This is a genomic window from Brevundimonas sp. P7753, assembly GCF_013386595.1.
Taxonomy (GTDB): Bacteria; Pseudomonadota; Alphaproteobacteria; order Caulobacterales; family Caulobacteraceae; genus Brevundimonas; species Brevundimonas bullata.
On the sequence record NZ_JACARP010000024.1, the window covers coordinates 16,874 to 40,472 of the forward strand.

The window sequence follows — 23,599 nt, forward strand, 5'->3', positions numbered from 1 at the left end:
CCGTGGGGGCGAGTGCGTAGAGGGGCGAAGTCGGGGATAAATCAGGCTATGGCCAAGCCATGAGCCCCCAGCCCATGAAACCAGCGCCGACCGACGCGACCTTCAGCATCACCCCCGCGCCGTCCGGGCAGGCGACGCCGCTGGTGTTCGCCTCGCCCCATTCGGGGACGCTCTATCCTGAGGACATGGGCGCGGCCGAGGGCTTGTCCCAGGCGTCGTTGCGCAGCGCCGAGGACGCGGCGGTGGACCGGCTGCTGGCGGCCAGCGGGGCGGCGGGGGCGGTGCTGATCGCCGGGCGGATCGGTCGGGCCTATGTCGATCTGAACCGCGCGCCGGACGACCTAGACCCGGTGTTGATCGTCGACTGCCCCGACGGGCCGCCGCCGGGGTTGAAAACCCTGGCCGGTTACGGCGTCGTGCCGCGTCTGGCGGGCGACGGGACGCCGCTCTATGGCCGCAGCCTGACGCTGGAGGAGGCCAGGGGGCGAATCGCGCGGGTCCATGCGCCCTATCACGCGGCCCTGGCCGAACAGATGCAGGCAGCGCGGGAGGGGCGGGGCCGGGCGGTTCTGATCGACTGGCATTCCATGCCGGCGCGCGCCACGGGTCCGAACGGGCCGGACGTGGTGCTGGGCGATCGCTATGGGACCAGCTGCGCGGTGGGGCTGACGCGGCGTCTGAGGGCGCTGTTCGAGGCTCTGGGCTGGCGCGTGGCGCTGAACCGGCCCTATGCAGGCGGTTACGCCACCCAGTCCTGGGGGCGGCCTGACGAGGGCTTCGAGGCCGTCCAGATCGAACTGAACCGACGACTTTATTGGGACGAGACGGCGAACGCGCCCTCGGTCGGCTGGGGCCGCTGTCAGTCGGGGCTGAACCGGGTGATCGCGGCCTTGGGCGAGGACTTCGCCGCCTGATCGCGCCTGCGGATCAAAAAAAAGCCGCGCCCGGAGGCGCGGCATAAAAGTCTATAGGGAGGAAACGCCCAGGAAGGGCATGACGCCCGGAGGCGTCGAAAGCCAAGTTAGGTTGCAGCGCACAAAATTTCAAGCGCCGATTATCCTTGTGCGATCACAGGCTGTTACGAAAATCCGTTTCATTGTTACCCGTCGCCGGGCGCGCGATCCGCACAAATCGTTCGCGGCTGCAATATGGCTAAAGTCAGGCTTAGCTGCGTTCCAGCAGCCGTCGAGCTGCACGTACGGCGCGCGCCGCCGGGGAGCCGGCCTGACGCCAGACCAGCAGTCCGAAGGCCGAAATCACCCCGAGCGACAGCCACATCGGTCCGAACAGCCAGGCCGCCGCCGCTAGGGCGAAGTAGTAGCCGCGCACCCCCTGGCTGAACCCGCCCAGGGCCGGGTTCAGCACCCGCGCCACGGCGTGACCATAGGCGACCTTGTCGGTCTCTGAATGGATCTCGGGCGCCGCGCCGATCAGGGCCAGGGCGTAGTTCATCTGTCGCAGCGACCAGATGAAGTCGAGGAAGCCGCGGGCCAGACAGACCAGGACCAGGGCCAGCTTGGCCTCCAGGATCCTCACCGGCACCGCCTCGGCACCGACGGCCGCGAATCCGCGTAGGGCGTTCTCGCCCCCGAACAGGATGCCGGCCACGGCGGCGATCAGCAGCAGGTTGGTCGAGGCGAAGAAGGAGGCCGAGTTGATCGAATGCCCCATCAACTGGCTGTCGATCAGCCGAATTTCGCGATGGGTCATGGCCGTCATCCAGCTATCGCGGACGACCAGCATGTCGTCGTTCAGCGAGCCGCTGCGCCGGGCGATCATCCCCAGGATCGGGCCGTAGCCGAGCCAGGCGATGAAGAAGAGGAAGAGGGCGATCCAGTCGAACAGGGTCATGCCCTGTTGATGCCTTCAGTCGGGCCTAGGGAGCAAGGGCGAACGCCGCAGAAAGCCCGCCCTGAAGCTTGCTGTTCGGCGACGCAAAGCTTATCACGCGCCCCAAACTCCCCGTTCGCACCTGCAACAAGAGCGTAACATGAACATCGAAGCCATTCCGGTCGGCCCGAATGCGCCGTGGGACATCAACGTCATCATCGAGATCCCGCAAGGCGGTCTGCCGGTGAAGTACGAGATGGACAAGGAATCCGGCGCCCTGTTCGTCGATCGCTTCCTGCACACCGCCATGTACTATCCGGGCAACTACGGCTTCGTGCCGCACACCCTGTCGGACGACGGCGACCCCTGCGACGTCATCGTGCTGAACCCGACCCCGGTCGTGCCGGGCTGCGTCATCCGCTCGCGCCCCATCGGCGTGCTGAAGATGGTCGACGAAGCCGGCGGCGACGAAAAGATCCTGGCCGTGCCGGTCGACAAGCTGAACCCCTACTACACCGAGGTTTCCAGCTACCGTCAGCTGCCCGCCATCCTGATCGAGCAGATCGAGCACTTCTTCACCCGCTACAAGGATCTGGAGAAGGGCAAGTCGGTCACCGTCCACGGTTGGGGCGACGCCGGCGAAGCCGCTGAACTGATCGCCGCCGGCATGGCCGCCCACCAGGCCAAGCTGGCCAAGGCCGCCGCCGAAGCCGCCTGAGGCGACTGAGCGTCTGATATAGAAGAGGCCCCGCTGGTCGAACCGGCGGGGCCTTTTTCTTTGCCTTTCCTCCCTGTCGCGCAGCGATGGGGAGGTGGCGCGGCGCCGAAGGCGACGTGACGGAGGGGGCGTCTCGACGTCAGCCTCTGTGTCGCCCCCTCCACCGCTACGCGGTCCCCCTCCCCACAGAGTGGGGAGGAAAGAGGCAGTGCTACTTGTTTCGGAACGCCGCAATCGCCTCGACCGTATGGCGCACCTTGGCCTCGATGCCGGCCCAGTCCTTCGCCTGAATGGCCGCGTCGGTGATCAACTTGGACCCCATGCCTGCCGCCACGATGCCCGAGCCGAACCATTTGGCGATGGAGGCCTCGTCGGGATCGACGCCGCCGGTCGGCATGATCTTGGTCCAGGGCATGGGGCCCAGCACCGCCTTGACGAAGTCCGGCCCGCCGACCGAGGCGCCGGGGAAGAGCTTGACGATTTCGCAGCCCAGGCTCTGAGCCTCCGAAATGTCGCGCACGGAGCCGCAGCCGGGCGAATAGGCCACCTGACGGCGGTTGCAGACCTGGGCCACTTCGGGAACCAGGCAGGGGCTGATGACGAAGCGCGCGCCCGAGGCCAGGTAAAGCGCCGCCGTCGGCGCATCCAGGATCGAGCCGACGCCCATGATGATGTCGGGATCGGTCTGGGCGAACTGCTTCGACAGGGCGGTGAAGGTCTCCCAGGCGAAATCGCCGCGGTTGGTGAACTCGACCGCCTTGGCCCCGCCGCGCGCACAGGCGCGGATCACCTCGGCGCAGACCTCCGGGTCGGCGTGATAGAAGACCGGGACCACGCCCTGGCTTTCGAGGGCGGTCAGCACGCTGAGGCGGTCGTGTCGCATGGGGTCTCCTTCAGGCCTTGCAGCCCGCAGATCGGCGGTTCACGGCGCCCCCGTCAAGGGAGCGCCGATCAATCCTGGTAAGCGGCGCCTATTCGGCGGTCGCCAGCGTCACCAGCCGCCTGACCATGCCGCTGTCCTTGTCGGCCAGCGGGTCCAGGATGGTGAAGTGATCCAGCCCGTCCAGCACCTCGACATGGGTGTCGGCGCCCTTGCCGCCCCACTCGGCGGCCATGCTGCGGCTCTGGCGAATGAACTCGTTGCTCTCCGCTCCGCCGACCCAGCAGTCCAGCGCCCGTCCACCCGGCGCGCCGCCGTTGGGGGCAGGCCAGTGGATGGGCGACAACGCCCGCGCCGTGACTGCGTCCAACCCCAGGGCCTGGTTCAGCGAGGTGTGAATCAGCGGCTCGATGTCGAACACGCCGGAAATCGCCAGCGCCGCCCGTGCCCGTCCTTCGGACAGCATGGCCGCCGCCATATGCCCGCCGACCGAATGGCCAAAGACCAGAGGCCGCTTGCCGGTGCGGTCGCGGACCAGTTCGGTGGCGCGGCGCATCTGGCCGATGATGGCGCCGACCTTGACCGCCGGGGCCAGGTCATAGCCGGGGATGACCACGCTGATCCCGTGCTCCAGAAGGGCCGGCGCCACCCAGGCGAACCAGGCCCGGTCCAGGGCCTGCCAATAGCCGCCGTGCATGAAGATGGCGGTCGGCGCGCCCGAACCGGCGTCGAACCATTCCATCTTCTGACGCTCGCCGGGGCCGTATTCGACGGTTTCCGGCCGCCGCGCGTCGATGACGCGGGCCGAATCCTCTCGCCATCGTTTCAGGATTTCCGGGTGTCCCGGCACCCGTTCCCGATTGTTATACGCCGCCTCGTAATCGACTGGAGGGGCCGTCAGTGTCGCCGGAGCCTTACCCATGCCGTTTCCATCCGCTATGCACCTCCGCTTGAACGGGAGGTTCCGACCATGATGACCGCCATTTTCGTCTTCATCAAATGCGAGTTGGGCTACGCCAACGATGTCGCCGCCGATCTGGTCGACAATGTTGAAAACGTGTCGGAAGTTTACTCGACCTCGGGTCAGCACGACCTGCTGGCCAAGTTTCAGCTGCCGAAAGACGCCGACATCGGCACCTTCGTGACCAAGCAGGTGCAGACGCGCCCGCACATCCGCGACACCTTCACCGTCATCACCTTCTCGCCCTTCCTGCCCTCGAAGAAGTAGGCGGCGGGGACGGCGCGGCTAGACCTTCTTGCGGGCGGGGGTGCGGCGGGTCGGCGTCTTCGCCTGCTGCTCGTCGAGCCGCTCCTCCGCTGCGTCGTCATCGCCGACCTTCTCCTCGACGGTGGCCGAGAAGCGTTGGTAGGCGCCCAGGCCGACCAGAACCACGACAGCGGCGATCAGCAGGGCCGTCGGATAGACCAGCAGGGCCACGTCCTCGCGCGCCGTCTTGAACACCACCACCAGGGCCTCAAGGAAGACGGCGATGATGATGGTCGACAGGAACTTGGTCAGGCTGCGCCGGGCCTCCGCCGCGCTGCGCCGCTCGCTGCCGCGCCTTACCTCGTCTTCAAACAAGTATTTGGCCACGTCGAAGACGGCGATGGCGACGATGACATAGCCCAGCACGTCCAGGATGGCGTCGGCCCCGGACTGATCGGGGCTGCGAATGGCCTCCCACGCGTCGCCGAGCCCCAGCCAGACCAGCCCCAGGGCCAGCAGAAGCAGCAGCAGACTGGCCGCGCCGAACACCAGACGATTGAGAATGATCATGCCAAGGCCCCTCTGTGCGGGCTCAAAACGCGCCACAGGCGCGGCGGTTCAGAACCTTGGCTGGAGACCGTAGCCAATCGCAACGGATTGCTGTTAGCGTGGACTCAGGGAAACGCAGCAAGGGCACGAAGATGACCGATCTGGAGACGTTCCGCGCCGAGACGCGCGCCTGGCTGGAGGCCAACTGCCCGCCCGAGGTGCGCGGGCCGCGCGACGGCGACGAGGACTATGTCTGGGGCGGCCGCAAGGCTGTGTTCAAGACGCCCGCCCACAAGCTGTGGATGGAGCGCATGGCCGCGCGCGGCTGGACCGCGCCGGAATGGCCCAGCGCCTATGGCGGCGGCGGCCTGTCCCGCGAGGAGGCCAAGGTGCTGGCGTCGGAGATGCGCCGCATCCAGGCCCAGATGCCCCTGGCCAGCTTCGGCATCTGGATGCTGGGCCCGGCCCTGCTGGCCTTTGGCACCGAGGAACAGAAGCAGCGCTTCCTGCCGCCCATCGTGCGCGGCGAGATCCGCTGGTGTCAGGGCTATTCCGAGCCCGGCTCCGGCTCCGACCTGGCCTCGATCCAGACGCGGGCGGAGGATCGCGGCGACCACTGGATCGTCAACGGCCAGAAGGTCTGGACCTCCTACGCCGATCAGGCCGACTGGATCTTCTGTCTGGTCCGCACCGACCCCGAGGCGCCCAAGCACCTGGGCATCAGCTTCGTCCTGTTCGACATGACGACGCCGGGCGTCAGCACCCGCCCCATCACGCTCATTTCCGGCAAGTCGCCCTTCTGCGAGACCTTCTTCGACGACGTGCGGGTCGAGAAGGAAAACCTGATCGGGACCCTGAACCGCGGCTGGGACGTGGCCAAGGCCCTGCTGGCGCATGAGCGCACCATGATCGGCGCCATGGGCGACACCGGGGTCGGCCGCCCCCTGGGACAGGTCGCGACGGATGCCCTGGGCGTGGACGAGGCCGGGCGGCTGGACGAGCCGTCCTTGCGCGCCCGCATCGCCGACTACGACATCGACGCCGCCGCCTTCCGTCTGGCGATGGAGCGGGTGGGGGATCAGGTGAAGGCCAAGCAGGCGCACCCGGCCATCGCCTCCATGCTCAAATACTATGGGTCCGAACTGAACAAGCGCCGCCACGAACTGGCCATGGCGGCGGGCGGCTCGGACGCTCTGGAATGGGAGGGCGAACGCTCAAAGGACGGCGCCGTCGCCCGCGACTGGCTGCGCACCAAGGCCAACTCCATCGAAGGCGGGACCAGCGAAATCCAGCTGAACATCATCGCCAAACACCTGCTGCAACTGCCGGGGGCGTGACGCCCCGCCCGCCGTCATCCTCGGGCTTGACCCGAGGATCGAGGGTGGCGCCGGACTGGACGCCGCCCGCTCGCCCCAACGCACGATGCTCGGATCAAGTCCGAGCATGACGAAGAGAAAGTAGGATTGATGCCTCTGATCCTGACCGAAGAGCAGACCATGCTTCAGGACGCCGCCGACGGCTTCCTGAACGAACACGCCCCCATCGCTCACCTGCGGAAACTGCGCGACAGCCGCGACCCCGACGGCGTCTCGCGCGACCTGTGGCGGGCCTTCGGCGAGATGGGCTTTGCGGGCGTCATCATCCCCGAAGAAGACGGCGGCTCCGGCCTCGGCGCGGTCGAGGCGGGCGTCATCGCCGAGAGCCTGGGCCGCACCTTGACGCCCTCGCCCTTCATGGGTTCGTCCGTTCTGGCCGCGACCGTGCTGAAGGCGGCGGGTTCAGACGCGCAGAAGGCCTGGCTGGCCAAGATCGCGGCGGGCGAGGCCATCCTCAGCCTCGCTGTGGATGAAAGTCCCAAGCACGCGCCCGCCAGGATCACGACACGCGCCGAACGCGCCGGCAACGGTTTCAAGCTGAACGGCGCCAAGGGCTTCGTGCTGGACGGCCACGTCGCCGACGCCCTGATCGTCGCCGCGCAAACGGATGAAGGCCTGACCCTCTTCCTGATCGACCCGCAGACCCCCGGCGTCGTGGTCGAGCGCACCATCATGGTCGACGCCCACAACGCCGCGCGCGTGACCCTGACCGAGGTGATGGTGGACGCCGACGCCGTCATCGGCGCCGCGGGCGAGGGGCAGGGGCCGCTGGACGCCGCGCTTGTGCTGGGCCGGGCCTGCGCCGCCGCGTCTCTGGTCGGGGCGGGGGATCAGGCCTTCAAGGTGACGCTTGAATACCTGCGCACGCGCAAGCAGTTCGGCAAGCTGATCGGCGAGTTCCAGGCCCTGCAACACCGCGCCGCCCACCTGTTCACTGAGCTGGAGCTGGCCAAGGCCGCGACGCTCGCCGCCCTGCAAGCCATCGACGCGGGCCGTCCCGACGCCGAGCAAGCCGCCGGCGTCGCCAAGGCCAAGGCCGGCCGCGTCGCCGAACTCGCGGTGCAGGAGGCGGTGCAGATGCACGGCGGCGTCGGCATGACCGACGAGTTTGACGTCGGCCTGTTCATGAAGCGCGTCCGCGTCCTCAACGAACTGCTCGGCGACGCCGGCTTCCACGCCGAACGCCTGGCGCGCGCTCAGGGGTTCTAAATCCCTTCTCCCCTTGAGGGAGAAGGTGGCCTGCGGAGCAGGTCGGATGAGGGGTGTCAGCGCCGAGGCTCGCCATGGAAAAGCCGTCCGACCGCAACCGCGCCTTCGCCCGCCGATCACGCGGCGCGATGACCGACACCGAAAACGCGCTCTGGACCCTGCTGCGTGACCGGCGACTTCATGGCGTCAAGTTTCGAAGACAGGTTCCTATCGGCCCCTACGTCGCCGACTTCGCCTGTCATGCGCTGAAGCTGGTTATCGAGGCTGACGGCGGCGTCCATCGTCTTCGTGAGGAGGCGGACGCGAACCGGGATGCCTGGCTGGCGGAAGCGGGCTATACTGTGCTGCGTTTCGATAATTCGGTGATCCTGAGAAATCCGAACCTCGTGTTTGAGGCGATAGGCGAACACATCCAACGGCGGCGCTCACACCCCTCATCCGTCTCGCTGCGCGAGCCACCTTCTCCCTCAAGGGGAGAAGGATGACTGTGGGCGCTTCCCCGGCTAAACCTTCCGCAAGGGAGACACCACATGACGCGATCCAACGCGCCCGCCTATCAGACCGGCTTCGCCAATCATTTCGCCACCGAGGCCGTCGAGGGCGCTCTGCCGGTCGGCCGCAACTCGCCGCAGCGCCCGGCCCTGGGCCTCTATGCCGAGCAGCTGTCGGGCGCCGCCTTCACCGCCCCGCGCGACCATAACCTGCGTAGCTGGCTCTATCGTCTGCGGCCCTCGGCCCAGCACGGGCCGTATCAGCCGTTCGATCAGGGCCGGGTGCGCTCCGGCCCCTTCACCGAGACCCCGCCCAATCCCAACCGGATGCGCTGGGACCCGCTGCCCATGCCGGAGGCGCCGACCGACTGGGTCGAGGGTCTGACCACCTACGGCGGCAACGGCGACGCCGACTCCGGCGCGGGCGTGGGCGTCCACCTCTATGTCGCCAACCGCTCGATGACCGACCGGGTCTTCTATTCCGCCGACGGCGAGCTGCTGATCGTGCCGCAGCAGGGGAGCCACCGCTTCGTCACCGAGATGGGCGTGATCGAGGCCGCGCCGGGCCATGTGGTCGTCATCCCTCGCGGCGTGCGCTTCCGCGTCGAGGTCGACGGAGAAGTGCGCGGCTATGTCTGCGAGAACTACGGTTCGCCCTTCCGCCTGCCGGACCTTGGCCCCATCGGCTCCAACGGCCTGGCCAATCCACGCGACTTCGAGACCCCCGTCGCCTGGTTCGAGGACGTGGATCGTCCGACCCAGTGCGTGCAGAAATACGGCGGCCTGCTGTGGGCCACGACCTTTGGCCACAGCCCGCTGGACGTCGTCGGCTGGCACGGCAACTACGCTCCCTATCGCTATGACACGGCGCGGTTCAACACCATCGGCACGGTCTCTTACGACCACCCCGACCCGTCGATCTTCACTGTCCTGACCTCGCCGTCGGACACGCCCGGCACCGCCAACTGCGACTTCGTCATCTTCCCGCCGCGCTGGATGGTGGCCGAGGACACCTTCCGCCCGCCCTGGTTCCACCGCAACGTCATGAGCGAGTTCATGGGGCTGATCTTCGGCGAGTACGACGCCAAGGCGGGCGGCTTCGCCCCCGGCGGCGCGAGCCTGCACAACCGCATGAGCGGCCACGGCCCGGATCAGGCCAGCTGGAACGGCGCTACGAAGGCCGAGCTGAAACCGCACAAGATCGAGAACACCCTGGCCTTCATGTTCGAGACGCGGATGCCGATCCGCACCACGGCCTGGGCCGAACAGACGCCGCTGATGCAGCTCGACTACGACGACTGCTGGACCGGCTTCGAAAAAGGAAATGTCGGATGAAGCTGAAAGCTCTTCTCTTGGCTGCGGGTCTGGCCCTGGCGGCCTGTTCGCCGACGCCCGCGCCTGCGCCCGAGCCCGTGGTCCCAACCGCCGAGGCCCCCGAACCGCCGCAAATGACCGTCTCCTCCAGCGCCTGCACCGCGCGCGGCGGCCAGATGCAGCAGGTCGGTCGCGCCCAGACCTGGCAGTGCGTGGTCAAGTACGCCGACGCCGGCAAGCGCTGCACCGACGCCGCGCAATGCGAAGGCGACTGCGAGATCGCGGGCAACAGCGGCATCGCCGCCGGGGCCGCCGCGACCGGCGTCTGTCAGGCCGACAGCAACCGTTTCGGCTGCCGCACCACGGTCAAGGACGGCAAGGCCCAAGGCACCCTCTGCATCGACTGAGCCCTGTCATCCGCACGGCGCTGAAGGACGTATCTGAGCCATGACCCTGTCCGAGATCGCCCTGCTTCTGTTCCTCAATCTGGTCCTGATCCTGGTGGTCATGACGGCGCTGTGGCGTGTGGCCGTGCGGCTGGGGGATGTCAGTTTTATCGACGGGGTCTGGCCCCTGGGCATGTTGATGCTGGCTCTGGCGACCTGGCCGCGTGCGGAGGGCGACCCCACGCGGTCGATCCTGCTGGTGGGACTGTGCGGGATCTGGGCGCTGCGCCTGGCCTGGCACCTGCTGCGGCGCTGGCGGGCGCACGGGGCGGACGGGCGCTATGTCGCCATCCTCCAGGCGCAGGAGCGTAAAAAAGGCTGGGGCTTCTCGCGGACGGCCCTGCTGATGGTCTTCCTGCCGCAGGGCGTCCTGGCCTGGCTGACCGCTCTGCCGGTGCAGTTGGGCCAGGTCGCGGCCCAGCCTGCTGTGGGCGTGATCGGCTGGATCGGCGCGGCGCTGGCGCTGATCGGCATTGTGTTCGAGACGGTGGGCGACGCCCAGCTGACGGCCTTCCGCAATGATCCGGCGCGCAAGGGTCAGGTGCTGGACACCGGCCTGTGGCGCTACACCCGCCATCCCAACTATTTCGGGGACGCCTGCGTCTGGTGGGGTCTGTATCTGATCGCGGCCGAGACGGGGCCGGGTCTTTGGTCGATCGCGGGGCCGCTGTTCCTGACTTTCACGCTGACGCGCTGGTCCGGCATCGGCCTGACCGAAAAGGCCATTCACAAGTCGCGGCCCGGCTACGCCGACTATGTAAAGCGCACCAGCGCCTTCATCCCCTGGCCGCCGAAGCGCGTCTGAAACTTCCATGAAAAAGCCCCCGCTGCTTTCGCGGCGGGGGCCTTGTCGGTTCGGATCAGACCGCCTTAGTTGGCGGGCGTGCTCGGCGAGGTGTTCGGCGTGTTCGAGGTGGTCATGCCGCCGTCGGCGTTGCCGGCCTGTTGCTCGATGCGGTCGGCTTCGGCGTTCAGAGCCTGTTCCTGAGCTTCGTTCGGGGTCGCGGCGGCCTGGGCCTCCAGGGCGTCAGCCTTTTGTTCAGCGGCCTTGTCGGCGGCGCTTTCACCGCAGGCGGCCAGACCGGCGACGGCGACGATGGAAGCGGCGGCGAGAACGAGTTTACGCATGGTGTTCCTCCAAAGGATTGAGCCTGAACAACGCGCCTGCCTCACGTTCGGTTCACGCCGCCGTGACTTTTGTGTCATCCGGCCTCGACGAAGGCCACCCGCGCGGCCCCCAGCAGGGCCGCGTGCTTGTGCAGGATCACCTTGGTCGGGATGGCCTGCATATAGGGCTGGAACCGGCCCTTGCGCTCGAACCGCTCGCGGAAGGGGCTGGCCTTGAGGAAGGGCAGGATGCGCGGCGCTATGCCACCGGCGATATAGACCCCGCCGCGCGCCCCGGTGGTCAGGGCGATATCCCCGGCCACGGCGCCCAGGATGGCGCAGAAGCGCGCCAAGGTCGCGCCGCAGGGCGTATTCGGGTCCTTCAGCGCGGTTTCCGTGATCTCGGCCGGGTCGTCGATGTGGGTTTCGCGCCCGTCGATCTCGGCCAGAGCCCGGTGCATGTTCAGCAGGCCCGGCCCGCAGATCAGGCGCTCGATCGACACCCGGTCATAGCGACGGCGCAGGATGCGCAGGATCTCGTCCTCCACCGCGTCGCCGGGCGGGAAGCAGGCGTGGCCGCCCTCGGACGGCATGGCCATCTCGCGCCCATGGGCGTCGCGGACCAGGGCCGAGACGCCGAAGCCGGTGCCGGGGCCGAGCACCGCCACCGTGGCGTGCGGATCGCCGTCCAACGGCCCGCCCAGCGAGGCCAGCTCGGCCTCCGGCACGATGGGCGCGCCCCAGGCCAGGGCCTCGAAGTCGTTGATCAGCTTGACCGGGTTCAGCCCCAGGGTCTGAAGCTCGCCTTCCGACACTCGCCACGGCGAGTTGGTCAGGTCGATCTCGCCGTCCGTGACCGGCCCGGCCACGGCGATGACGCCGCCCGTCGGCTTGACCGCGCAGCCGTCGATGAAGGCCTTCACTCCGCCGAGGAAGGTCGGATAGGTCTCGGCGGGGAAGCTCTCGTGATGCTCCAGCACCGGACGGCCGTCGACCATGCGGGTCAGGGCGAAGCGGGCGTTGGTGCCGCCGACATCGCCGACGAGAAGAATCTGATCAGCCATCAGGCGTCCACCGTGCGATCAACGACATTAGGATTGGGGAGCGTGTCCGTATGACCGCCGACCCCGGCGGGCACGGCGAAGCAGACGGTGGCGCCCTGTTCGGCCGTGGTCACGACATGACGGAAGGCCCCGAACAGTTCACGGCCATAGCCCCAGGCCGAACCCTCGGCGTTGGCGGTCGAGCGGACAGCCAGAGGGCGCGCGGTCAGGTCCGCCACCCCGACCGTGGTCAGCACCCCGGCCTCGGCGTCCAGGCGGATGATGTCGCCGTCCTTGACGTGGGCCAGCGGACCGCCGGCCAGGGCCTCAGGGCTGACGTGGATGGCGGCGGGGGTCTTGCCGCTGGCGCCCGACATGCGGCCGTCGGTGACGAAGGCGACCTTGAAGCCCTTGTCCTGAATCACCGACAGGGCGGGCGACAGGGAGTGCAGCTCCGGCATGCCGTTGGCCTTGGGGCCTTGGAAGCGCAGCACCACGACCACGTCGCGGAACAGCTGGCCGTCCTTGAAGGCTTGCAGGGCGTCTTCCTGGGTCTCGAACACGGCGGCAGGGGCCTCGACGATGCGGTTCTCGGGTTTGACCGCCGAGACCTTGATCACCGCCCGGCCCAGATCTCCCTGCACCAGCCGCAGCCCCCCCTCCTTGTCGAAGGGATCAGAGGCGGGGCGCAGGATGTCGCGGTCCAGGCTCTCCAACACCCCGTCGCGCCAGACCAGTTCGCCGTCCACCAGCGACGGCTCCTTGAAATAGGCCTCGATCCCCTGACCCATGATGGTCGTGACGTCTGAGTGGATGTGGCCCGCCTGCGCCAGTTCGCGCGTGACGAAGGCCACCCCGCCCGCCGCCTGGAAGGCGTTCACGTCCGCCGACCCGTTGGGATAGACCCGCGCCAGCAGCGGCGTCACTGACGACAGCTGATCCATGTCGGTCCAGTCGATCAGCACCCCCGCCGCCCGCGCCATGGCCACCAGATGAATGGCGTGGTTGGTCGAGCCGCCGGTGGCCAGCAGGGCCACGATCATGTTGACGATGGTCTTTTCCGACACGACGTCGGCCATGCGGCCCTGACCCGAGCGCGCCAGCTCCACCGCCCGCTTGGCCGCCGCCGCCGTCAGGGCGTCGCGCAGGCCGGTGTCAGGGTGGACGAAGGCGGTCGAGGGCATGTGCAGGCCCGCGATCTCCATCATCATCTGGTTGGAGTTGGCCGTGCCGTAGAAGGTGCAGGTGCCCGGCGAATGATAGCTGCCGATCTCGCTGGCCAGTAGGGTGGCGCGGTCCACCTGGTTCTGGGCGTAAAGCGCCCGAACGCGGGCCTTCTCGGCGTTGGGAATGCCCGACGGCATCGGCCCGGCGGGCGCGAACACGACCGGCAAGTGCCCGAACGCCAGCGCTCCCATGAACAGGCCCGGCACGATCTTGTCGCAGACGCCCAGCATCATGGCGGCGTCGAACGCATCGTGGGTCAGGGCCACGCCCGTCGCCATGGCGATGGCGTCGCGGCTGAACAGCGACAGCTCCATGCCGGGGCGCCCCTGAGTGACGCCGTCGCACATGGCCGGGGTTCCGCCGGCTACCTGGGCCGTGGCGCCGACTTCGCGCACCGCCTGGCGGATCACTTCGGGAAAGCGCTCGAACGGCTGATGCGCCGACAGCATGTCGTTGTAGGCGGTGACGACGCCGACATTGGGCTTGGACCCGTCCATGGCTGTCAGCTTGTCGGCGATGGTCTGGCCGGCGAATGCGTGGGCCCAGTTGGCGCAGGACAGCTTGGCGCGTCCGGCCCCGCTGTCGCGGGCGGCGTCCATGCGGCGCAGATAGTCGGCGCGTGTCGCCTTGCTGCGTTCGACGATGCGGGCGGTGACTTCCGCCACGACAGGATTCAGGGGGGGAGCCATCAGACGGCCTCCGTCCAAAGCACTTCGAGGGGAACCTTGGCCGCGATCAGGGCGGCGATGGGATGGATGCGCGGATCGCCCGCCGCCTCCCGCTCGAACACGGCGCGCTTGGCGCTGCCTGTCAGGGCCAGCACCACGCGCCGCGCGCCGATCAGATAGGGCAGGTTGATCGACAGTCGTTCCTGCGACGGCGCCGTGCCGTCCCGACCGGCGGGGACGCCATAGACGGCGGGTTTCAGGCCGGGCGTCAGCAGGGTCTTCAGCGTCGGGCTTTCGGGGAACATCGAGCAGATATGTCCGTCCTCGCCCATGCCCAGCAGGACGGCGTCGAGATGTGCGGCTTCTGCGGCCAGGGCCTTCGACGCCTCAGCGGCGGCGCGGTCCACCGTCACTGACGGCGCATACAGCGGCAGGAACCGCGCGGCGGCGGCCCGCCCAGTCAGCAGGGTGCGCTTCATCAGCGCGGCGTTCGACTCCGGCGAAGTCTCCGGCACATAGCGCTCGTCCACCAGGGTCGCCGTTACCTTGGACCAGTCCAGATCGGCCTTGGCCAACCGAGCATAGATGGGTGACGGGGTCGAACCCCCCGCGCCCGCGAAGACGGCGCGGCCTTCGGCGGCGATACCTTCGCTCAGCGCCGTTGCCAGCCTTGCGGCGGCGGCGGCGGCCCAGGCGGCGGGGGAGGAAAGAACTTGGATCGCGGTCATCAAATCCTCCCGCTCATCCCCGCGGAAGCGGGGACCCAAGGTTGAGCCATCTGACGGACGGCGGCCCTGTCTGCGCCACCCAGAACGCGGCGCTTGTCGCCAAAGCGCTGGGTCCCCGCTTCCGCGGGGATGAGCGGATAGTTGTCACTCATCGCGCGTGTTCCACTTCCGTCCGGTGCGCGACAGCAGCAGGTCCGCCGCCTCCGGGCCCCAGGTCCCAGCCCTGTAATCCAGCGGTTTGAACCCGGCGCCCGCCCAGGCGTCGGCCACCTCGTCCACCCATTTCCACGCCTGTTCGGCCTCGTCGCGGCGCACGAACAGGGTGCTGTCGCCCTTGAGCGCATCCAGCAGCAGGCGCTCATAGGCGATGCGGCGGCGCGGCGGGGCGGCGTCCTTGTCGTTCTGCCCCCAGGACAGGCTCATCCTGATCGGCTGCAGCTGCATCCGCTGATCCAGCCCCGGCTTCTTGTTCATCACCGACAGCGAGATGTCCTCGTCGGGCTGCAGCTCAATGACCAGGCGGTTGTCATAGATGTCCCCGCGCTCGCCGTGGCCGAAGATGGAATGGGGCACCGGCTTGAACTGGATGACGATCTCGGTGCGCTTCTCGGGCAGGCGCTTGCCGGTGCGCATGAAGAAGGGCACGCCCGCCCAGCGCCAGTTGTCGATGTCGGCGCGGATGGCGACGAAGGTCTCGGTGTCGGACGGCTGGCCGCGTTCTTCTTCATAGGCCTTGGCCGGCTGGCCCTCGACCGCGCCGGCGACATACTGGCCGCGCACGGTGACGCGCTCGGCCTCCTCCGGCGTGATGGCGCGAAGGGACCGCAGCACCTTGACCTTCTCGTTGCGCACCGAGTCCGGGTCGAGGTCGCTCGGCGGCTCCATCGCCACCAGGCACAGCAGTTGCAACATGTGGTTCTGCAGCATGTCCCGCAGGGCGCCGTATTCGTCGTAATAGGGCCAGCGGTCGCCGACCCCTACCGTTTCGCCCACCGTGATCTGGACGTGATCGACCGTCAGATTGTTCCACAAGGGCTCGAAGATGGTGTTGCCGAACCGCAGGGCGATCAGGTTCTGGACCGTCTCCTTGCCCAGGTAGTGGTCGATGCGGAACACCTGACGCTCGTCAAAGGCCTGGGCCACGGCGTCGTCGATTTCGAGGAAGCTTTCCAGATCCCGCCCGACCGGCTTCTCCAGCACGATGCGGCAGTTCTTCTCGGCCAGGCCCGCCGCCTTCATCGCCGTGACGATGCGCCCGTAGAGAGAGGGCGACACCGCCAGGAAGGAGGTCGTCTCCCCGTCGCCGGCCTTGGCCTTCAGCGCCTTCAGGCTCTCGGGATCGGTGGCGTCCACGGGCAGATAGTCGAGGCGGGCGGCCAGGCGCGCCCAGCTGGCCTCGTCCCAGCCGCCGTCAGCCTCGGTGCGCAGCTTCACCGCCGCATGGACCTTGGCGATGTATTCCTCGGCGCTTTCTTCCGAACGGGCCGCGCCGATGATCTTCAGGTCGTCCGGCAGCAGGCCGTCGTGATCGAGGAAATAGAGCGACGGCAGCAGCATCCGCATGGCGAGGTCGCCGCCTCCGCCGAACAGAATGAGAGCCGCCATTCGCGCTTTCCTCCATGACCCCGACCTGCGGGGTTGCGTCTTAAGGTCTAGCTATCGTCCTTGGCCGGTTGCGCGCGGCGGGCCAAGACGTCCAGCACGTCCTGAAACACCATGTTACGCGCATGGAGCAGGACCAGCAGGTGATAGATCAAATCCGCCGACTCGCTGGCGAGTTCCGCCTCATCGCCCGCAGCCCCCGCCAAAGCGGTCTCCACGCCCTCCTCGCCGACCTTCTGCGCGGCGCGTTTCGGCCCCTGCGCCATCAGGCGCGCGGTCCAGCTGTCGTTGGGATCGGCCTGGGCGCGGACGTGGATGGTGCGCTCCAGTCGCGCGATGCGGCCCACGCCCGGCGCGTCCTCGTCGCCAAAGCAGCTGATCCGGTTCAGGTGACAGGCGTTGCCGACCGGGCGCACCTTCACCACCACGGCGTCGCCGTCGCAGTCAGGCGTCACCGAGACGACATTGAGGAAGTCGCCGGAGGTCTCGCCCTTGCGCCAGCGCCCGCCGCGTGACCGCGAGAAGAAGGTGGCCTGGCCGCTGTCCAGGGTCTCGCGCAGCGCCGCCTCGTCCATATAGGCCAGGGTCAGCACCTGAAGCGTGTCGGCGTCCTGCACCACGGCGGGGATCAGCCCGCCGCCCTTGGCGAAGTCGATCTGGGAGATGTCGATCTTGGTGATGTCGAACGTCATGATCCTTCTCCCCTCGGGGGAGAAGGTGGGCGCCGGAGGCGCTCGGATGAGGGGGAGGGGCCAGCGCGCATCACGGCCAAGGATGAGCTTGAGGCCAACCGCCCCCTCATCCGTCTCGCTGCGCGAGCCACCTTCTCCCCCGAGGGGAGAAGGAAATCGAAAGTGGTCATATCCTCACCTCCACGCCTTGCGTGTCCAGGTAACGCTTGAGATCGGGAATCGCGATCGCGCCCGAGTGAAACACGCTGGCGGCCAGGGCGCCTGACACGTCAGCCTCGACAAACACGTCGCGGAAATGCTCGACCGCCCCGGCCCCGCCCGAGGCCACCAGCGGGATGGTCAACCGCCGCCGCGCCTCGGCCAGTTGGGCGAGGTCATAGCCGCGCCGCACCCCGTCCTGATCGATGCAGTTCAGCACGATCTCGCCGGCGCCGAGGTTCTGCGCCTCGACGATCCAGTCCATGGTCAGCTTGCCGGCGCCCCGCCGGGCGTTGGGATCGCCGGTGTATTTGTGGACGCGCCATTCGCCGTCCTGAAAGGCGCTGTCGACGCCGACGACAACGCATTGCCGGCCGAGTCGCTGGGCCATCTCTCCGATCAGGTCGGGGCGTTCCAGGGCGGGCGAGTTGATCGACACCTTGTCGGCCCCGTGATCGAGGCAGCGCGCCGCCTGCTCCACCGTGCGGATGCCGCCGGCGACGCAGAAGGGGATGTCCAGCAGCCGGGCGATGTCCTGCACCCAGCCATAGTCCAGCGTCCGCCCCTCGGGACTGGCGGTGATGTCGTAGAAGACCAGTTCGTCGGCGCCCTGATCGCGATAGCGCGCGGCCAGTTCGGCGGCGTCGCCCATGTCCACGTGACCCTCGAACCGCACGCCCTTGACCACCCGCCCGTCCTTGACGTCGAGGCAGGGGATGACGCGCCTAGCGGTCATTGGCCGAAACCGGGGCCATGTTCACGGTCTCGATGGCCTCAGCCACGGTGAAGCGACCGGCATAGATAGCGCGGCCGGTAATGGCTCCGGCGCAGCCGATGGCCTTGGCCGTGATCAGGTCGTCCAGACTGGCGATCCCGCCCGAGGCCTGGATCTCCAGCTCGGGGCGACGCGCGATGGCCTCGGACAGAAGCGCCCGGTTCAGACCCGTCAGGGCGCCGTCGCGCTCGACGTCCGTGATCAGGATATGACGCAGCATCCCGACCGGATAGCGATCCAGCACGCTCCACAGATCCACGCCCGACGACTGTGTCCAGCCCTTCAGGGCGGGCACGGGCAGGCCGTTCTCGTTTCTGACGTCCAGGGCCAGAGCGATGGCCTCGGGGCCGAACTGCTCCAGCCATTTCAGCACCTGATCCGTGTCGGTGACGGCCAGAGAGCCGATGACGACGCGACTGATCCCGGCCCCCAGCAGGTGTTCGATATCCTTCTCCGAGCGCACGCCGCCGCCGGACTGGACCTTGATGTCCACGGCCCGGGCCATGTCGCCGATCAGCGCATACTGGCGCGCCTCGCCCGCCTTGGCCCCGTCCAGATCGATGACGTGGATCCATTCGGCCCCCTCGGCTGTGAAGGCCGCCATCCGGTTGGCCGGGTGGGCGTCGTAGCGGGTCACGTGATTGAAATCACCGTGCAACAGGCGAACCGCATGGCCGTCGATCAGGTCAATGGCGGGATAGATGATCACGCGGGAATCTCCAGGAAGTTCTTCAGGATACGCGCCCCTGCGGCGGCCGACCGTTCCGGGTGGAACTGACAGCCCCAGCGGGCGCCCATGTTGACCACGGCCGGCACAGCCAGGCCATAGTCGGCGGCGGCGATGGTCGCCGGGCCGTCAGGGCAGACGAAGCCGTGGACGAAATAGGCCCAGTCGCCGTCTTTGATCCCCTCCAGCAGCGGATCGGGACGGCGGATGTTCAGTCTGCTCCAGCCCATATGCGGCGAGGGCCGCGACGGCGCGGGCGCAATGGCCTCGACCCGGCCGGGGATCAGGCCCAGCAGGTCGACGCCCCCATCTTCATCACTGGTCTCGAACAGCAGCTGCTGACCCAGGCAGACGCCGAGAAGAGGGCGTTTGAACCGCCGCAAGGCCTCGACCAGACCAAGCGCGTTCAGCCGCTGCATGGCGTAGCCCGCCGCCCCGACGCCAGGCAGGATGACCCGCTCGGCCTCGTCGAGATCGGCAGGATCGGCGGTGATCCGCACCCGCGCCCCCAGCCGCTCCAGCGCGAACCGCACCGAGGCCACATTGCCCGAGCCGTAACCGATCAGGGTGACGTTCATCGTCCTTCTCCCCTCGTGGGAGAAGGTGGGCGGCGGAGCCGCTCGGATGAGGGGGAGGGTTCAACGCGCGCGACGGCCGATGTCGAGAACGCAGCCGGCGTCCCCCTCATCCGTCTCGCAGCGCGAGCCACCTTCTCCCACGAGGGGAGAAGGAAATTAAGGGCGCTCATCACAACACCCCCTTGGTGCTCGGCACGACATCGCCCTCGACGCGGATGGCCTGACGCAGCGCCCGACCCAGGGCCTTGAACACGGCCTCGGTCTTGTGGTGGTCGTCGTCGCCCGTGACCGTGACATGAATGGCCGCGCCCAGGTTCTCGGCCAGCGAGCGGATGACGTGGGCCGTCAGGTCGGTGCGGTAGTCGCCGACGAAGGGGGTCGCGAACGTCCCTTCGAACACCGGATAGGGTCGGCCCGACAGGTCGATGGACACCGCTGCATTGGCCTCGTCCATTGGCAGGACGAAGCCGTAGCGTTGAATGCCCTTGCGCTCGCCCAGCGCCTGTTTCAGCGCCTGGCCTAGGGCGATAGCGCTGTCCTCGATGGTGTGGTGCGGATCGGTGTGCAGGTCGCCCTCGCACGACAGGCGGATCGAGAACCCGCCGTGCGCCGCCACCTGTTCGATCATATGGTCGAAGAAGCCGACGCCCGTGTGGATCGTCACGGGCCCGGCGCTGTCCAGATCGACGGCGCAGACGATGCGCGTCTCTTTCGTATCGCGCACGGCCTGTCCGACGCGCGTCTGACGCACCTTGGGCGCGGCGGCGCCCAGGGCGACCAGCAGCCGGTCGTTGACCTCGGGCTTCAGCGAGACCGGCAGGCGCACGCGCTCGCCCGCCGCGTCGGCGCTCAGGCCGAACCGGCGCAAGCTCTCGATGACGGCGACGGGATCAGACGGTCGGGCGATGATCACCGGCCCGACCCCGGCCTCCAGCGGCATCAGCCGCGACAGGGCCTCGGCGACGCGGGCGCGTTCGCGGCGCACGCCGTCGATGCGCTCGGCGGTCTCGATCATCCGCGACGGGTCCAGCGCCTGCAGCGCCAGCCGCACCGAGACCTCGGGCAGGGCGTAGGGCTCCCGCACGCCGGCCAGCCGCGCCAGCGTCTGCGCTTGCGCCACCGCCGCCCCGACCCGCGCCCCGGCCAGGCCATAGGCCAGCGACAGGCTGCGCAGCACGATCAGGTTGGCGTGGTCTTTCACCACGCTCGCGGCGGACGGCGCGTCGGCGAACTCGACCAGCCCCTCGTCCACCACCAGCAGGGCGGGGGCGACGCGCTCGGCCATCTCGGCCACCGCCTCGGGCGAGCCCAGGGCGCGAATGACCACGGCGGCGACCTCGGCGCCTTCCGCCGGACGGGCGTAGAGCGCCGCCAGACCCCGATAGGGCTCAGCCTCCGGCGCCTGCACCACCTGTCCCTCGCGCGCGGCCAGACGCCAGACCAGCTCCAACCCGTGCGTCAGGCCGCGCACCGGCAGCACCTGATCGGCGGCGACGCCGTAGAGCTCGGCCAGTCGCGCGGCGAGCGCAGTCGGCTCGGCCGGATAGCGGTCCAGACCTTCGCCGCCGGACACCAGCGGCGGATAGGGGGCGGGCAAACTCATCCTTGCGTCCTCAGATCCGCCGCCCGCGCGTGAGCCTCCAGCCCCTCCATTCGCGCCAGCCGCGCGGCGACGGGAGCCAGGGCGGCGGCCCCGGCTTGCGTCACCGTCTGCACCGACATTGTGGTCATGAAGCTGGCGGTGGTGATGCCGCCCAGGGTCCGCGCCCCGCCGTCGGTCGGCAGGACGTGGCTGGGGCCGGCGGCGTAGTCGCCCAGCGTCTCGGCCGCCCAACGACCGACGAAGACCGCCCCGGCGGCAGTGATCTTCTCGACCAGACGTTCCGCCTCTTCGGCCTGGATCGACAGGTGTTCGGAGCCATAGAGGTTGGCCACTTCACAAGCCTGAGCCATGTCGGCCACGCGGATGGCGCGAGCCTGCTCCAGGGAGGCGCGGGCGATCGCCGCGCGGGGCAGGGTCTCCACCTGACGTTCAACCTCGGCGACGATCTCGTTCAGGGCGGTGCCGCTGTCGGACACCAGCAGAACCTGGGCGTCGGCGTCGTGTTCGGCCTGGCTCAACAGGTCGGCGGCGACGATCTCGAAGTCCGCGTCGCGGTCGGCGATGACCAGCAGCTCCGACGGCCCCGCCGGCATGTCCTGGGCCGGTCCGCCCGGCAGGGACGACGCGTAGCGCTTGGCCTCGGCCACATAGGCGTTGCCGGGGCCGAACAGCTTGTCCACGGGTGCGATGACGCCCTCGTCCAGTTCAACGCCAAACGTCAACGCCGCAATCGCCTGCGCCCCGCCCAGCAGCCACAGCTCATCCAGCCCCGCTTCGGCGGCGGCGACGATCATGGCCGGGTGAACCGAGCCGTCCTTCGACGGCGGCGTCACGGCCACGCGCCGCCCGACCCCGGCCACGCCCGCCGGAATGGCCAGCATCAGCAGCGACGAAAACAGGGGCGCCGTGCCGCCGGGCACATAGAGGCCCGCCGAACCGATGGGCCGCCAGACCAGCTTGGACTTCACGCCCGGCGTGGTCTCGATGAAGGGCGTGTCCTCGGGCCGCGTCGCGGCGTGGAAGACCCGCACATTGTCGGCGGCGACCCGCAAGGCCCGTGCGGCGGCGGGCGGCAGGTCGGCGCGCGCCTCGGCTGCCGCCTTCTCGGTGATGGCCACCCGGCGCGGCGCGGCGCCGTCCAGCTTGATGGCCCAGTCGGTCACGGCCTGCCCGCCGCGCGCCTGCACGTCGTCGAAGATCTCGCGCACCACGCCGGTGACGAAACCCTCGGTGCGTTGCTGCGGGCGGGCAAGCGCCGCCTTGCGCTCGCCTGCGTCCAGTTTGTTCCAGTCGATCCGCTTCATCACATCATCTTCTCGATCGGCAGGACCAGGATGGCCGAGGCCCCCGCCGCCTTCAGCTTCTCCAGCGTCTCCCAGAAGACGGCCTCCTGACAGACGGCGTGGACGGCCACGGCGTCGTCGCGGCCCGACAGGGGCATGACGGTCGGCGACCCGGCGCCGGGCAGGATGGCGGTGATCTGATCCAACGCCGAGCGCGGCGCGTTCAGCATGACGTACTTGGCCCCCTGCGACGACACCACGCCGGCCATGCGTTCGATGATGCTGTCCAGCAGGTGTTGCAGCCCGGCCTCGGGCGCGGTCGGCGCCTTGATCAGCACCGCCTGGCTGTCCAGCACGGTCTCCTTGGCCATCAGGCCGTTGGCCTCCAGCGTGGCGCCGGTCGAGACCAGATCACAGATGGCCGAGGCCAGCTTCAACCGCGGCGCCACCTCGACCGCGCCGCGCATGGTGACGATGTCGGCGCCGACGCCGTTCTCATCCAGGAAACGACGCAGGATCTTGGGATAGGAGGTGGCGATGCGCAGGCCCTCCAGCGAGGCCGGCCCGGCGTAGTCCAGGCTCGGCGGCACGGCGATCTTCAGCGTGCAGCGGCCAAAGCCCAGGGGCATGACCACCTCGGCGTTCGGCCCGCCGTTCCGGACCTCTTCCAACACGTTCTCGCCGACGATCCCCAGGTCGCAGACCCCGTCCGCCACGAAGGTCGGAATGTCGTCGTCACGCACGCGCAGCAGATCGATCGGATAGTTCTCGATGCGGTAAAGCAGGTCGTTGTTGCCCTTGACGACCCGCAGACCCGCGTCGCGGACCAGGTCCAGGCTGCGTTCGGCCAGACGGCCGGATTTCTGGACGGCGATGCGAAGCCGCCCTTGCACGGTGCTCATGATCTCAACTCAGGCTTTCTGATTCAGGCGGTCCAGCACCAGGCGATAACCCTGGTGCGGCATGTCTTTGAGGGAGCGGGCGACGCGCACCACAGTGGTCGGGCTGGCCGAGGCCTCCACCGCGATCTCGCGATAGGTCTTGTCTCCGCCGTCCAGCAGCCGCGCCACCTGCCACCGCTCGGCAAAGGCGCGTAGCTCGGCGGGCGTGCACAGGTCGGACAAAAAGGCCTCGGCCTCCGCCCGCGTCTGCAGCGAAAGCAGGGCGTCCAGCAGGGCGATCTTGGCGGCGTCGGTGCTCATGGTGCGTTCCATTATGCTGTAACAATGAAACGGTCAACCCCTGGTCGGGACAGCTAGACGACGCGCTTTCTGCCCGTTTACCATTCGTCTCACCTGACAGCGGTTTTGAAGTGTGCGAGGGGAACCGCCGTATTTGTTGAGACTCG

General features: G+C 68.4%; 26 protein-coding genes and 1 pseudogene. 9 read left to right on the forward strand and 18 right to left on the reverse strand.

The features are described 5' to 3' along the window. The first annotated feature begins 74 nt into the window (after positions 1-74). Positions 75-914, forward strand: coding sequence for an N-formylglutamate amidohydrolase (locus HX774_RS05670; RefSeq protein WP_178825140.1), 840 nt, complete (start codon positions 75-77; stop codon positions 912-914). 250 nt (positions 915-1,164) lie between these two features. Here the strand turns inward: HX774_RS05670 and HX774_RS05675 are convergent, their stop codons facing one another. Continuing rightward, positions 1,165-1,851, reverse strand: coding sequence for a DUF599 domain-containing protein (locus HX774_RS05675; protein WP_178825025.1), 687 nt, complete (start codon positions 1,849-1,851; stop codon positions 1,165-1,167). 139 nt (positions 1,852-1,990) lie between these two features. Between HX774_RS05675 and ppa the strand changes: the two genes are divergently transcribed. Beyond that, complete coding sequence (gene ppa / locus HX774_RS05680) at positions 1,991-2,548, forward strand: inorganic diphosphatase (protein ID WP_114817315.1); 558 nt, start codon at positions 1,991-1,993, stop codon at positions 2,546-2,548. Positions 2,549-2,759: 211 nt separating this feature from the next. On the opposite strand, the gene HX774_RS05685 is transcribed toward ppa, so the two are convergent. Then, positions 2,760-3,431 (reverse strand): bifunctional 4-hydroxy-2-oxoglutarate aldolase/2-dehydro-3-deoxy-phosphogluconate aldolase, encoded by a 672-nt coding sequence (locus HX774_RS05685; RefSeq protein ID WP_178825027.1) that lies wholly within the window; start codon positions 3,429-3,431, stop codon positions 2,760-2,762. An 88-nt stretch (positions 3,432-3,519) separates the two neighbouring features. Then, on the reverse strand, positions 3,520-4,350 hold the full coding sequence (locus tag HX774_RS05690; RefSeq protein WP_178825029.1) for an alpha/beta hydrolase: 831 nt from the start codon (positions 4,348-4,350) through the stop codon (positions 3,520-3,522). Between the two features lie 48 nt (positions 4,351-4,398). Between HX774_RS05690 and HX774_RS05695 the strand changes: the two genes are divergently transcribed. Beyond that, complete coding sequence (locus HX774_RS05695) at positions 4,399-4,656, forward strand: Lrp/AsnC ligand binding domain-containing protein (RefSeq protein WP_040347054.1); 258 nt, start codon at positions 4,399-4,401, stop codon at positions 4,654-4,656. Positions 4,657-4,674: 18 nt separating this feature from the next. Here the strand turns inward: HX774_RS05695 and HX774_RS05700 are convergent, their stop codons facing one another. Then, positions 4,675-5,205, reverse strand: a complete 531-nt coding sequence (locus tag HX774_RS05700) for a GNAT family acetyltransferase (protein WP_178825031.1) — start codon at positions 5,203-5,205, stop codon at positions 4,675-4,677. A gap of 131 nt (positions 5,206-5,336) precedes the next feature. On the opposite strand from HX774_RS05700, the gene HX774_RS05705 reads away from it, so the two are divergent. The 6 genes from HX774_RS05705 (at position 5,337) to HX774_RS05730 (ending at position 10,825) form a co-directional block, all read left to right on the forward strand. Next, positions 5,337-6,521, forward strand: a complete 1,185-nt coding sequence (locus HX774_RS05705; RefSeq protein WP_178825033.1) for an acyl-CoA dehydrogenase family protein — start codon at positions 5,337-5,339, stop codon at positions 6,519-6,521. Positions 6,522-6,650: 129 nt separating this feature from the next. Then, positions 6,651-7,769: an acyl-CoA dehydrogenase family protein gene (locus HX774_RS05710; RefSeq protein WP_178825035.1), complete on the forward strand. Its 1,119-nt coding sequence runs from the start codon at positions 6,651-6,653 to the stop codon at positions 7,767-7,769. A 74-nt stretch (positions 7,770-7,843) separates the two neighbouring features. Then, positions 7,844-8,254: an endonuclease domain-containing protein gene (locus tag HX774_RS05715; RefSeq protein WP_178825037.1), complete on the forward strand. Its 411-nt coding sequence runs from the start codon at positions 7,844-7,846 to the stop codon at positions 8,252-8,254. 45 nt (positions 8,255-8,299) lie between these two features. Then, the gene (hmgA, locus tag HX774_RS05720; RefSeq protein ID WP_178825039.1) at positions 8,300-9,595 is read left to right on the forward strand and encodes a homogentisate 1,2-dioxygenase; all 1,296 of its coding nucleotides are present in this window, start codon (positions 8,300-8,302) and stop codon (positions 9,593-9,595) included. After that, positions 9,592-9,981 (forward strand): hypothetical protein, encoded by a 390-nt coding sequence (locus tag HX774_RS05725; RefSeq protein ID WP_178825040.1) that lies wholly within the window; start codon positions 9,592-9,594, stop codon positions 9,979-9,981. The genes hmgA and HX774_RS05725 overlap by 4 nt, the downstream gene beginning before the upstream one ends. A 40-nt stretch (positions 9,982-10,021) precedes the next feature. Continuing rightward, positions 10,022-10,825: a DUF1295 domain-containing protein gene (locus HX774_RS05730; RefSeq protein WP_178825042.1), complete on the forward strand. Its 804-nt coding sequence runs from the start codon at positions 10,022-10,024 to the stop codon at positions 10,823-10,825. Positions 10,826-10,890: 65 nt separating this feature from the next. On the opposite strand, the gene HX774_RS05735 is transcribed toward HX774_RS05730, so the two are convergent. The 14 genes and pseudogenes from HX774_RS05735 to HX774_RS05795 form a co-directional block, all read right to left on the reverse strand. After that, positions 10,891-11,148, reverse strand: coding sequence for a hypothetical protein (locus HX774_RS05735; protein WP_114817306.1), 258 nt, complete (start codon positions 11,146-11,148; stop codon positions 10,891-10,893). Between the two features lie 74 nt (positions 11,149-11,222). Then, a complete protein-coding gene (glk, locus tag HX774_RS05740; RefSeq protein ID WP_178825044.1) occupies positions 11,223-12,191 on the reverse strand; it encodes a glucokinase in 969 nt (322 codons plus the stop codon). Beyond that, a complete protein-coding gene (gene edd, locus HX774_RS05745; RefSeq protein WP_178825046.1) occupies positions 12,191-14,086 on the reverse strand; it encodes a phosphogluconate dehydratase in 1,896 nt (631 codons plus the stop codon). Before edd ends, glk begins: the two co-directional genes overlap by 1 nt. Next, entirely contained in the window at positions 14,086-14,793 is a 708-nt protein-coding gene (gene pgl, locus HX774_RS05750; RefSeq protein ID WP_178825049.1) for a 6-phosphogluconolactonase, read from the reverse strand. The genes edd and pgl overlap by 1 nt, the downstream gene beginning before the upstream one ends. A gap of 144 nt (positions 14,794-14,937) precedes the next feature. Next, complete coding sequence (gene zwf, locus HX774_RS05755; protein ID WP_178825051.1) at positions 14,938-16,398, reverse strand: glucose-6-phosphate dehydrogenase; 1,461 nt, start codon at positions 16,396-16,398, stop codon at positions 14,938-14,940. 47 nt (positions 16,399-16,445) lie between these two features. After that, positions 16,446-17,087, reverse strand: coding sequence for a bifunctional phosphoribosyl-AMP cyclohydrolase/phosphoribosyl-ATP diphosphatase HisIE (hisIE, locus tag HX774_RS05760; protein WP_178825053.1), 642 nt, complete (start codon positions 17,085-17,087; stop codon positions 16,446-16,448). Positions 17,088-17,253: 166 nt separating this feature from the next. Further along, positions 17,254-18,021, reverse strand: a complete 768-nt coding sequence (hisF, locus tag HX774_RS05765) for an imidazole glycerol phosphate synthase subunit HisF (protein ID WP_178825055.1) — start codon at positions 18,019-18,021, stop codon at positions 17,254-17,256. Continuing rightward, positions 18,011-18,769 carry a 1-(5-phosphoribosyl)-5-[(5-phosphoribosylamino)methylideneamino]imidazole-4-carboxamide isomerase gene (gene hisA / locus HX774_RS05770; protein ID WP_178825057.1) on the reverse strand — a complete coding sequence of 253 codons (759 nt, stop codon included), beginning with the start codon at positions 18,767-18,769 and terminating at the stop codon, positions 18,011-18,013. Before hisA ends, hisF begins: the two co-directional genes overlap by 11 nt. Beyond that, complete coding sequence (gene hisH, locus HX774_RS05775; RefSeq protein ID WP_178825059.1) at positions 18,766-19,365, reverse strand: imidazole glycerol phosphate synthase subunit HisH; 600 nt, start codon at positions 19,363-19,365, stop codon at positions 18,766-18,768. Before hisH ends, hisA begins: the two co-directional genes overlap by 4 nt. 169 nt (positions 19,366-19,534) lie before the next feature. Next, on the reverse strand, positions 19,535-20,116 hold the full coding sequence (gene hisB / locus HX774_RS20005; protein ID WP_370523353.1) for an imidazoleglycerol-phosphate dehydratase HisB: 582 nt from the start codon (positions 20,114-20,116) through the stop codon (positions 19,535-19,537). 201 nt (positions 20,117-20,317) lie between these two features. Beyond that, positions 20,318-20,968 (reverse strand): annotated as a pseudogene (locus tag HX774_RS20010) (aminotransferase class I/II-fold pyridoxal phosphate-dependent enzyme); the annotation flags it as partial. Next, positions 20,965-22,272, reverse strand: coding sequence for a histidinol dehydrogenase (gene hisD, locus HX774_RS05785; RefSeq protein WP_178825063.1), 1,308 nt, complete (start codon positions 22,270-22,272; stop codon positions 20,965-20,967). The gene hisD and the pseudogene HX774_RS20010, both read right to left, overlap by 4 nt. Continuing rightward, complete coding sequence (gene hisG, locus HX774_RS05790) at positions 22,272-23,153, reverse strand: ATP phosphoribosyltransferase (RefSeq protein ID WP_178825065.1); 882 nt, start codon at positions 23,151-23,153, stop codon at positions 22,272-22,274. The genes hisD and hisG overlap by 1 nt, the downstream gene beginning before the upstream one ends. Positions 23,154-23,162: 9 nt before the next feature. Further along, positions 23,163-23,453, reverse strand: a complete 291-nt coding sequence (locus HX774_RS05795; protein WP_255500129.1) for a YerC/YecD family TrpR-related protein — start codon at positions 23,451-23,453, stop codon at positions 23,163-23,165. Between the last annotated feature and the right edge of the window lie 146 nt (positions 23,454-23,599).

Excerpts from the sequence above, each read along its gene's own strand:
- HX774_RS05730 (WP_178825042.1), top strand. The coding sequence starts at position 10,022 with ATGACCCTGTCCGAGATCGCCCTGCTTCTGTTCCTCAATCTGGTCCTG.
- HX774_RS05690 (WP_178825029.1), bottom strand. The coding sequence starts at position 4,350 with ATGGGTAAGGCTCCGGCGACACTGACGGCCCCTCCAGTCGATTACGAG.
- hisD (WP_178825063.1), bottom strand. The coding sequence starts at position 22,272 with ATGAAGCGGATCGACTGGAACAAACTGGACGCAGGCGAGCGCAAGGCG.
- HX774_RS05670 (WP_178825140.1), top strand. The coding sequence starts at position 75 with ATGAAACCAGCGCCGACCGACGCGACCTTCAGCATCACCCCCGCGCCG.
- hmgA (WP_178825039.1), top strand. The coding sequence starts at position 8,300 with ATGACGCGATCCAACGCGCCCGCCTATCAGACCGGCTTCGCCAATCAT.
- HX774_RS05725 (WP_178825040.1), top strand. The coding sequence starts at position 9,592 with ATGAAGCTGAAAGCTCTTCTCTTGGCTGCGGGTCTGGCCCTGGCGGCC.
- pgl (WP_178825049.1), bottom strand. The coding sequence starts at position 14,793 with ATGACCGCGATCCAAGTTCTTTCCTCCCCCGCCGCCTGGGCCGCCGCC.
- HX774_RS05715 (WP_178825037.1), top strand. The coding sequence starts at position 7,844 with ATGGAAAAGCCGTCCGACCGCAACCGCGCCTTCGCCCGCCGATCACGC.
- edd (WP_178825046.1), bottom strand. The coding sequence starts at position 14,086 with ATGGCTCCCCCCCTGAATCCTGTCGTGGCGGAAGTCACCGCCCGCATC.
- glk (WP_178825044.1), bottom strand. The coding sequence starts at position 12,191 with ATGGCTGATCAGATTCTTCTCGTCGGCGATGTCGGCGGCACCAACGCC.
- hisG (WP_178825065.1), bottom strand. The coding sequence starts at position 23,153 with ATGAGCACCGTGCAAGGGCGGCTTCGCATCGCCGTCCAGAAATCCGGC.
- HX774_RS05675 (WP_178825025.1), bottom strand. The coding sequence starts at position 1,851 with ATGACCCTGTTCGACTGGATCGCCCTCTTCCTCTTCTTCATCGCCTGG.
- HX774_RS05710 (WP_178825035.1), top strand. The coding sequence starts at position 6,651 with ATGCCTCTGATCCTGACCGAAGAGCAGACCATGCTTCAGGACGCCGCC.
- hisF (WP_178825055.1), bottom strand. The coding sequence starts at position 18,021 with ATGACCGCTAGGCGCGTCATCCCCTGCCTCGACGTCAAGGACGGGCGG.
- HX774_RS05795 (WP_255500129.1), bottom strand. The coding sequence starts at position 23,453 with ATGAGCACCGACGCCGCCAAGATCGCCCTGCTGGACGCCCTGCTTTCG.
- HX774_RS05700 (WP_178825031.1), bottom strand. The coding sequence starts at position 5,205 with ATGATCATTCTCAATCGTCTGGTGTTCGGCGCGGCCAGTCTGCTGCTG.
- hisH (WP_178825059.1), bottom strand. The coding sequence starts at position 19,365 with ATGAACGTCACCCTGATCGGTTACGGCTCGGGCAATGTGGCCTCGGTG.
- HX774_RS05685 (WP_178825027.1), bottom strand. The coding sequence starts at position 3,431 with ATGCGACACGACCGCCTCAGCGTGCTGACCGCCCTCGAAAGCCAGGGC.
- ppa (WP_114817315.1), top strand. The coding sequence starts at position 1,991 with ATGAACATCGAAGCCATTCCGGTCGGCCCGAATGCGCCGTGGGACATC.
- HX774_RS05705 (WP_178825033.1), top strand. The coding sequence starts at position 5,337 with ATGACCGATCTGGAGACGTTCCGCGCCGAGACGCGCGCCTGGCTGGAG.
- zwf (WP_178825051.1), bottom strand. The coding sequence starts at position 16,398 with ATGGCGGCTCTCATTCTGTTCGGCGGAGGCGGCGACCTCGCCATGCGG.
- HX774_RS05735 (WP_114817306.1), bottom strand. The coding sequence starts at position 11,148 with ATGCGTAAACTCGTTCTCGCCGCCGCTTCCATCGTCGCCGTCGCCGGT.
- HX774_RS05695 (WP_040347054.1), top strand. The coding sequence starts at position 4,399 with ATGATGACCGCCATTTTCGTCTTCATCAAATGCGAGTTGGGCTACGCC.
- hisIE (WP_178825053.1), bottom strand. The coding sequence starts at position 17,087 with ATGACGTTCGACATCACCAAGATCGACATCTCCCAGATCGACTTCGCC.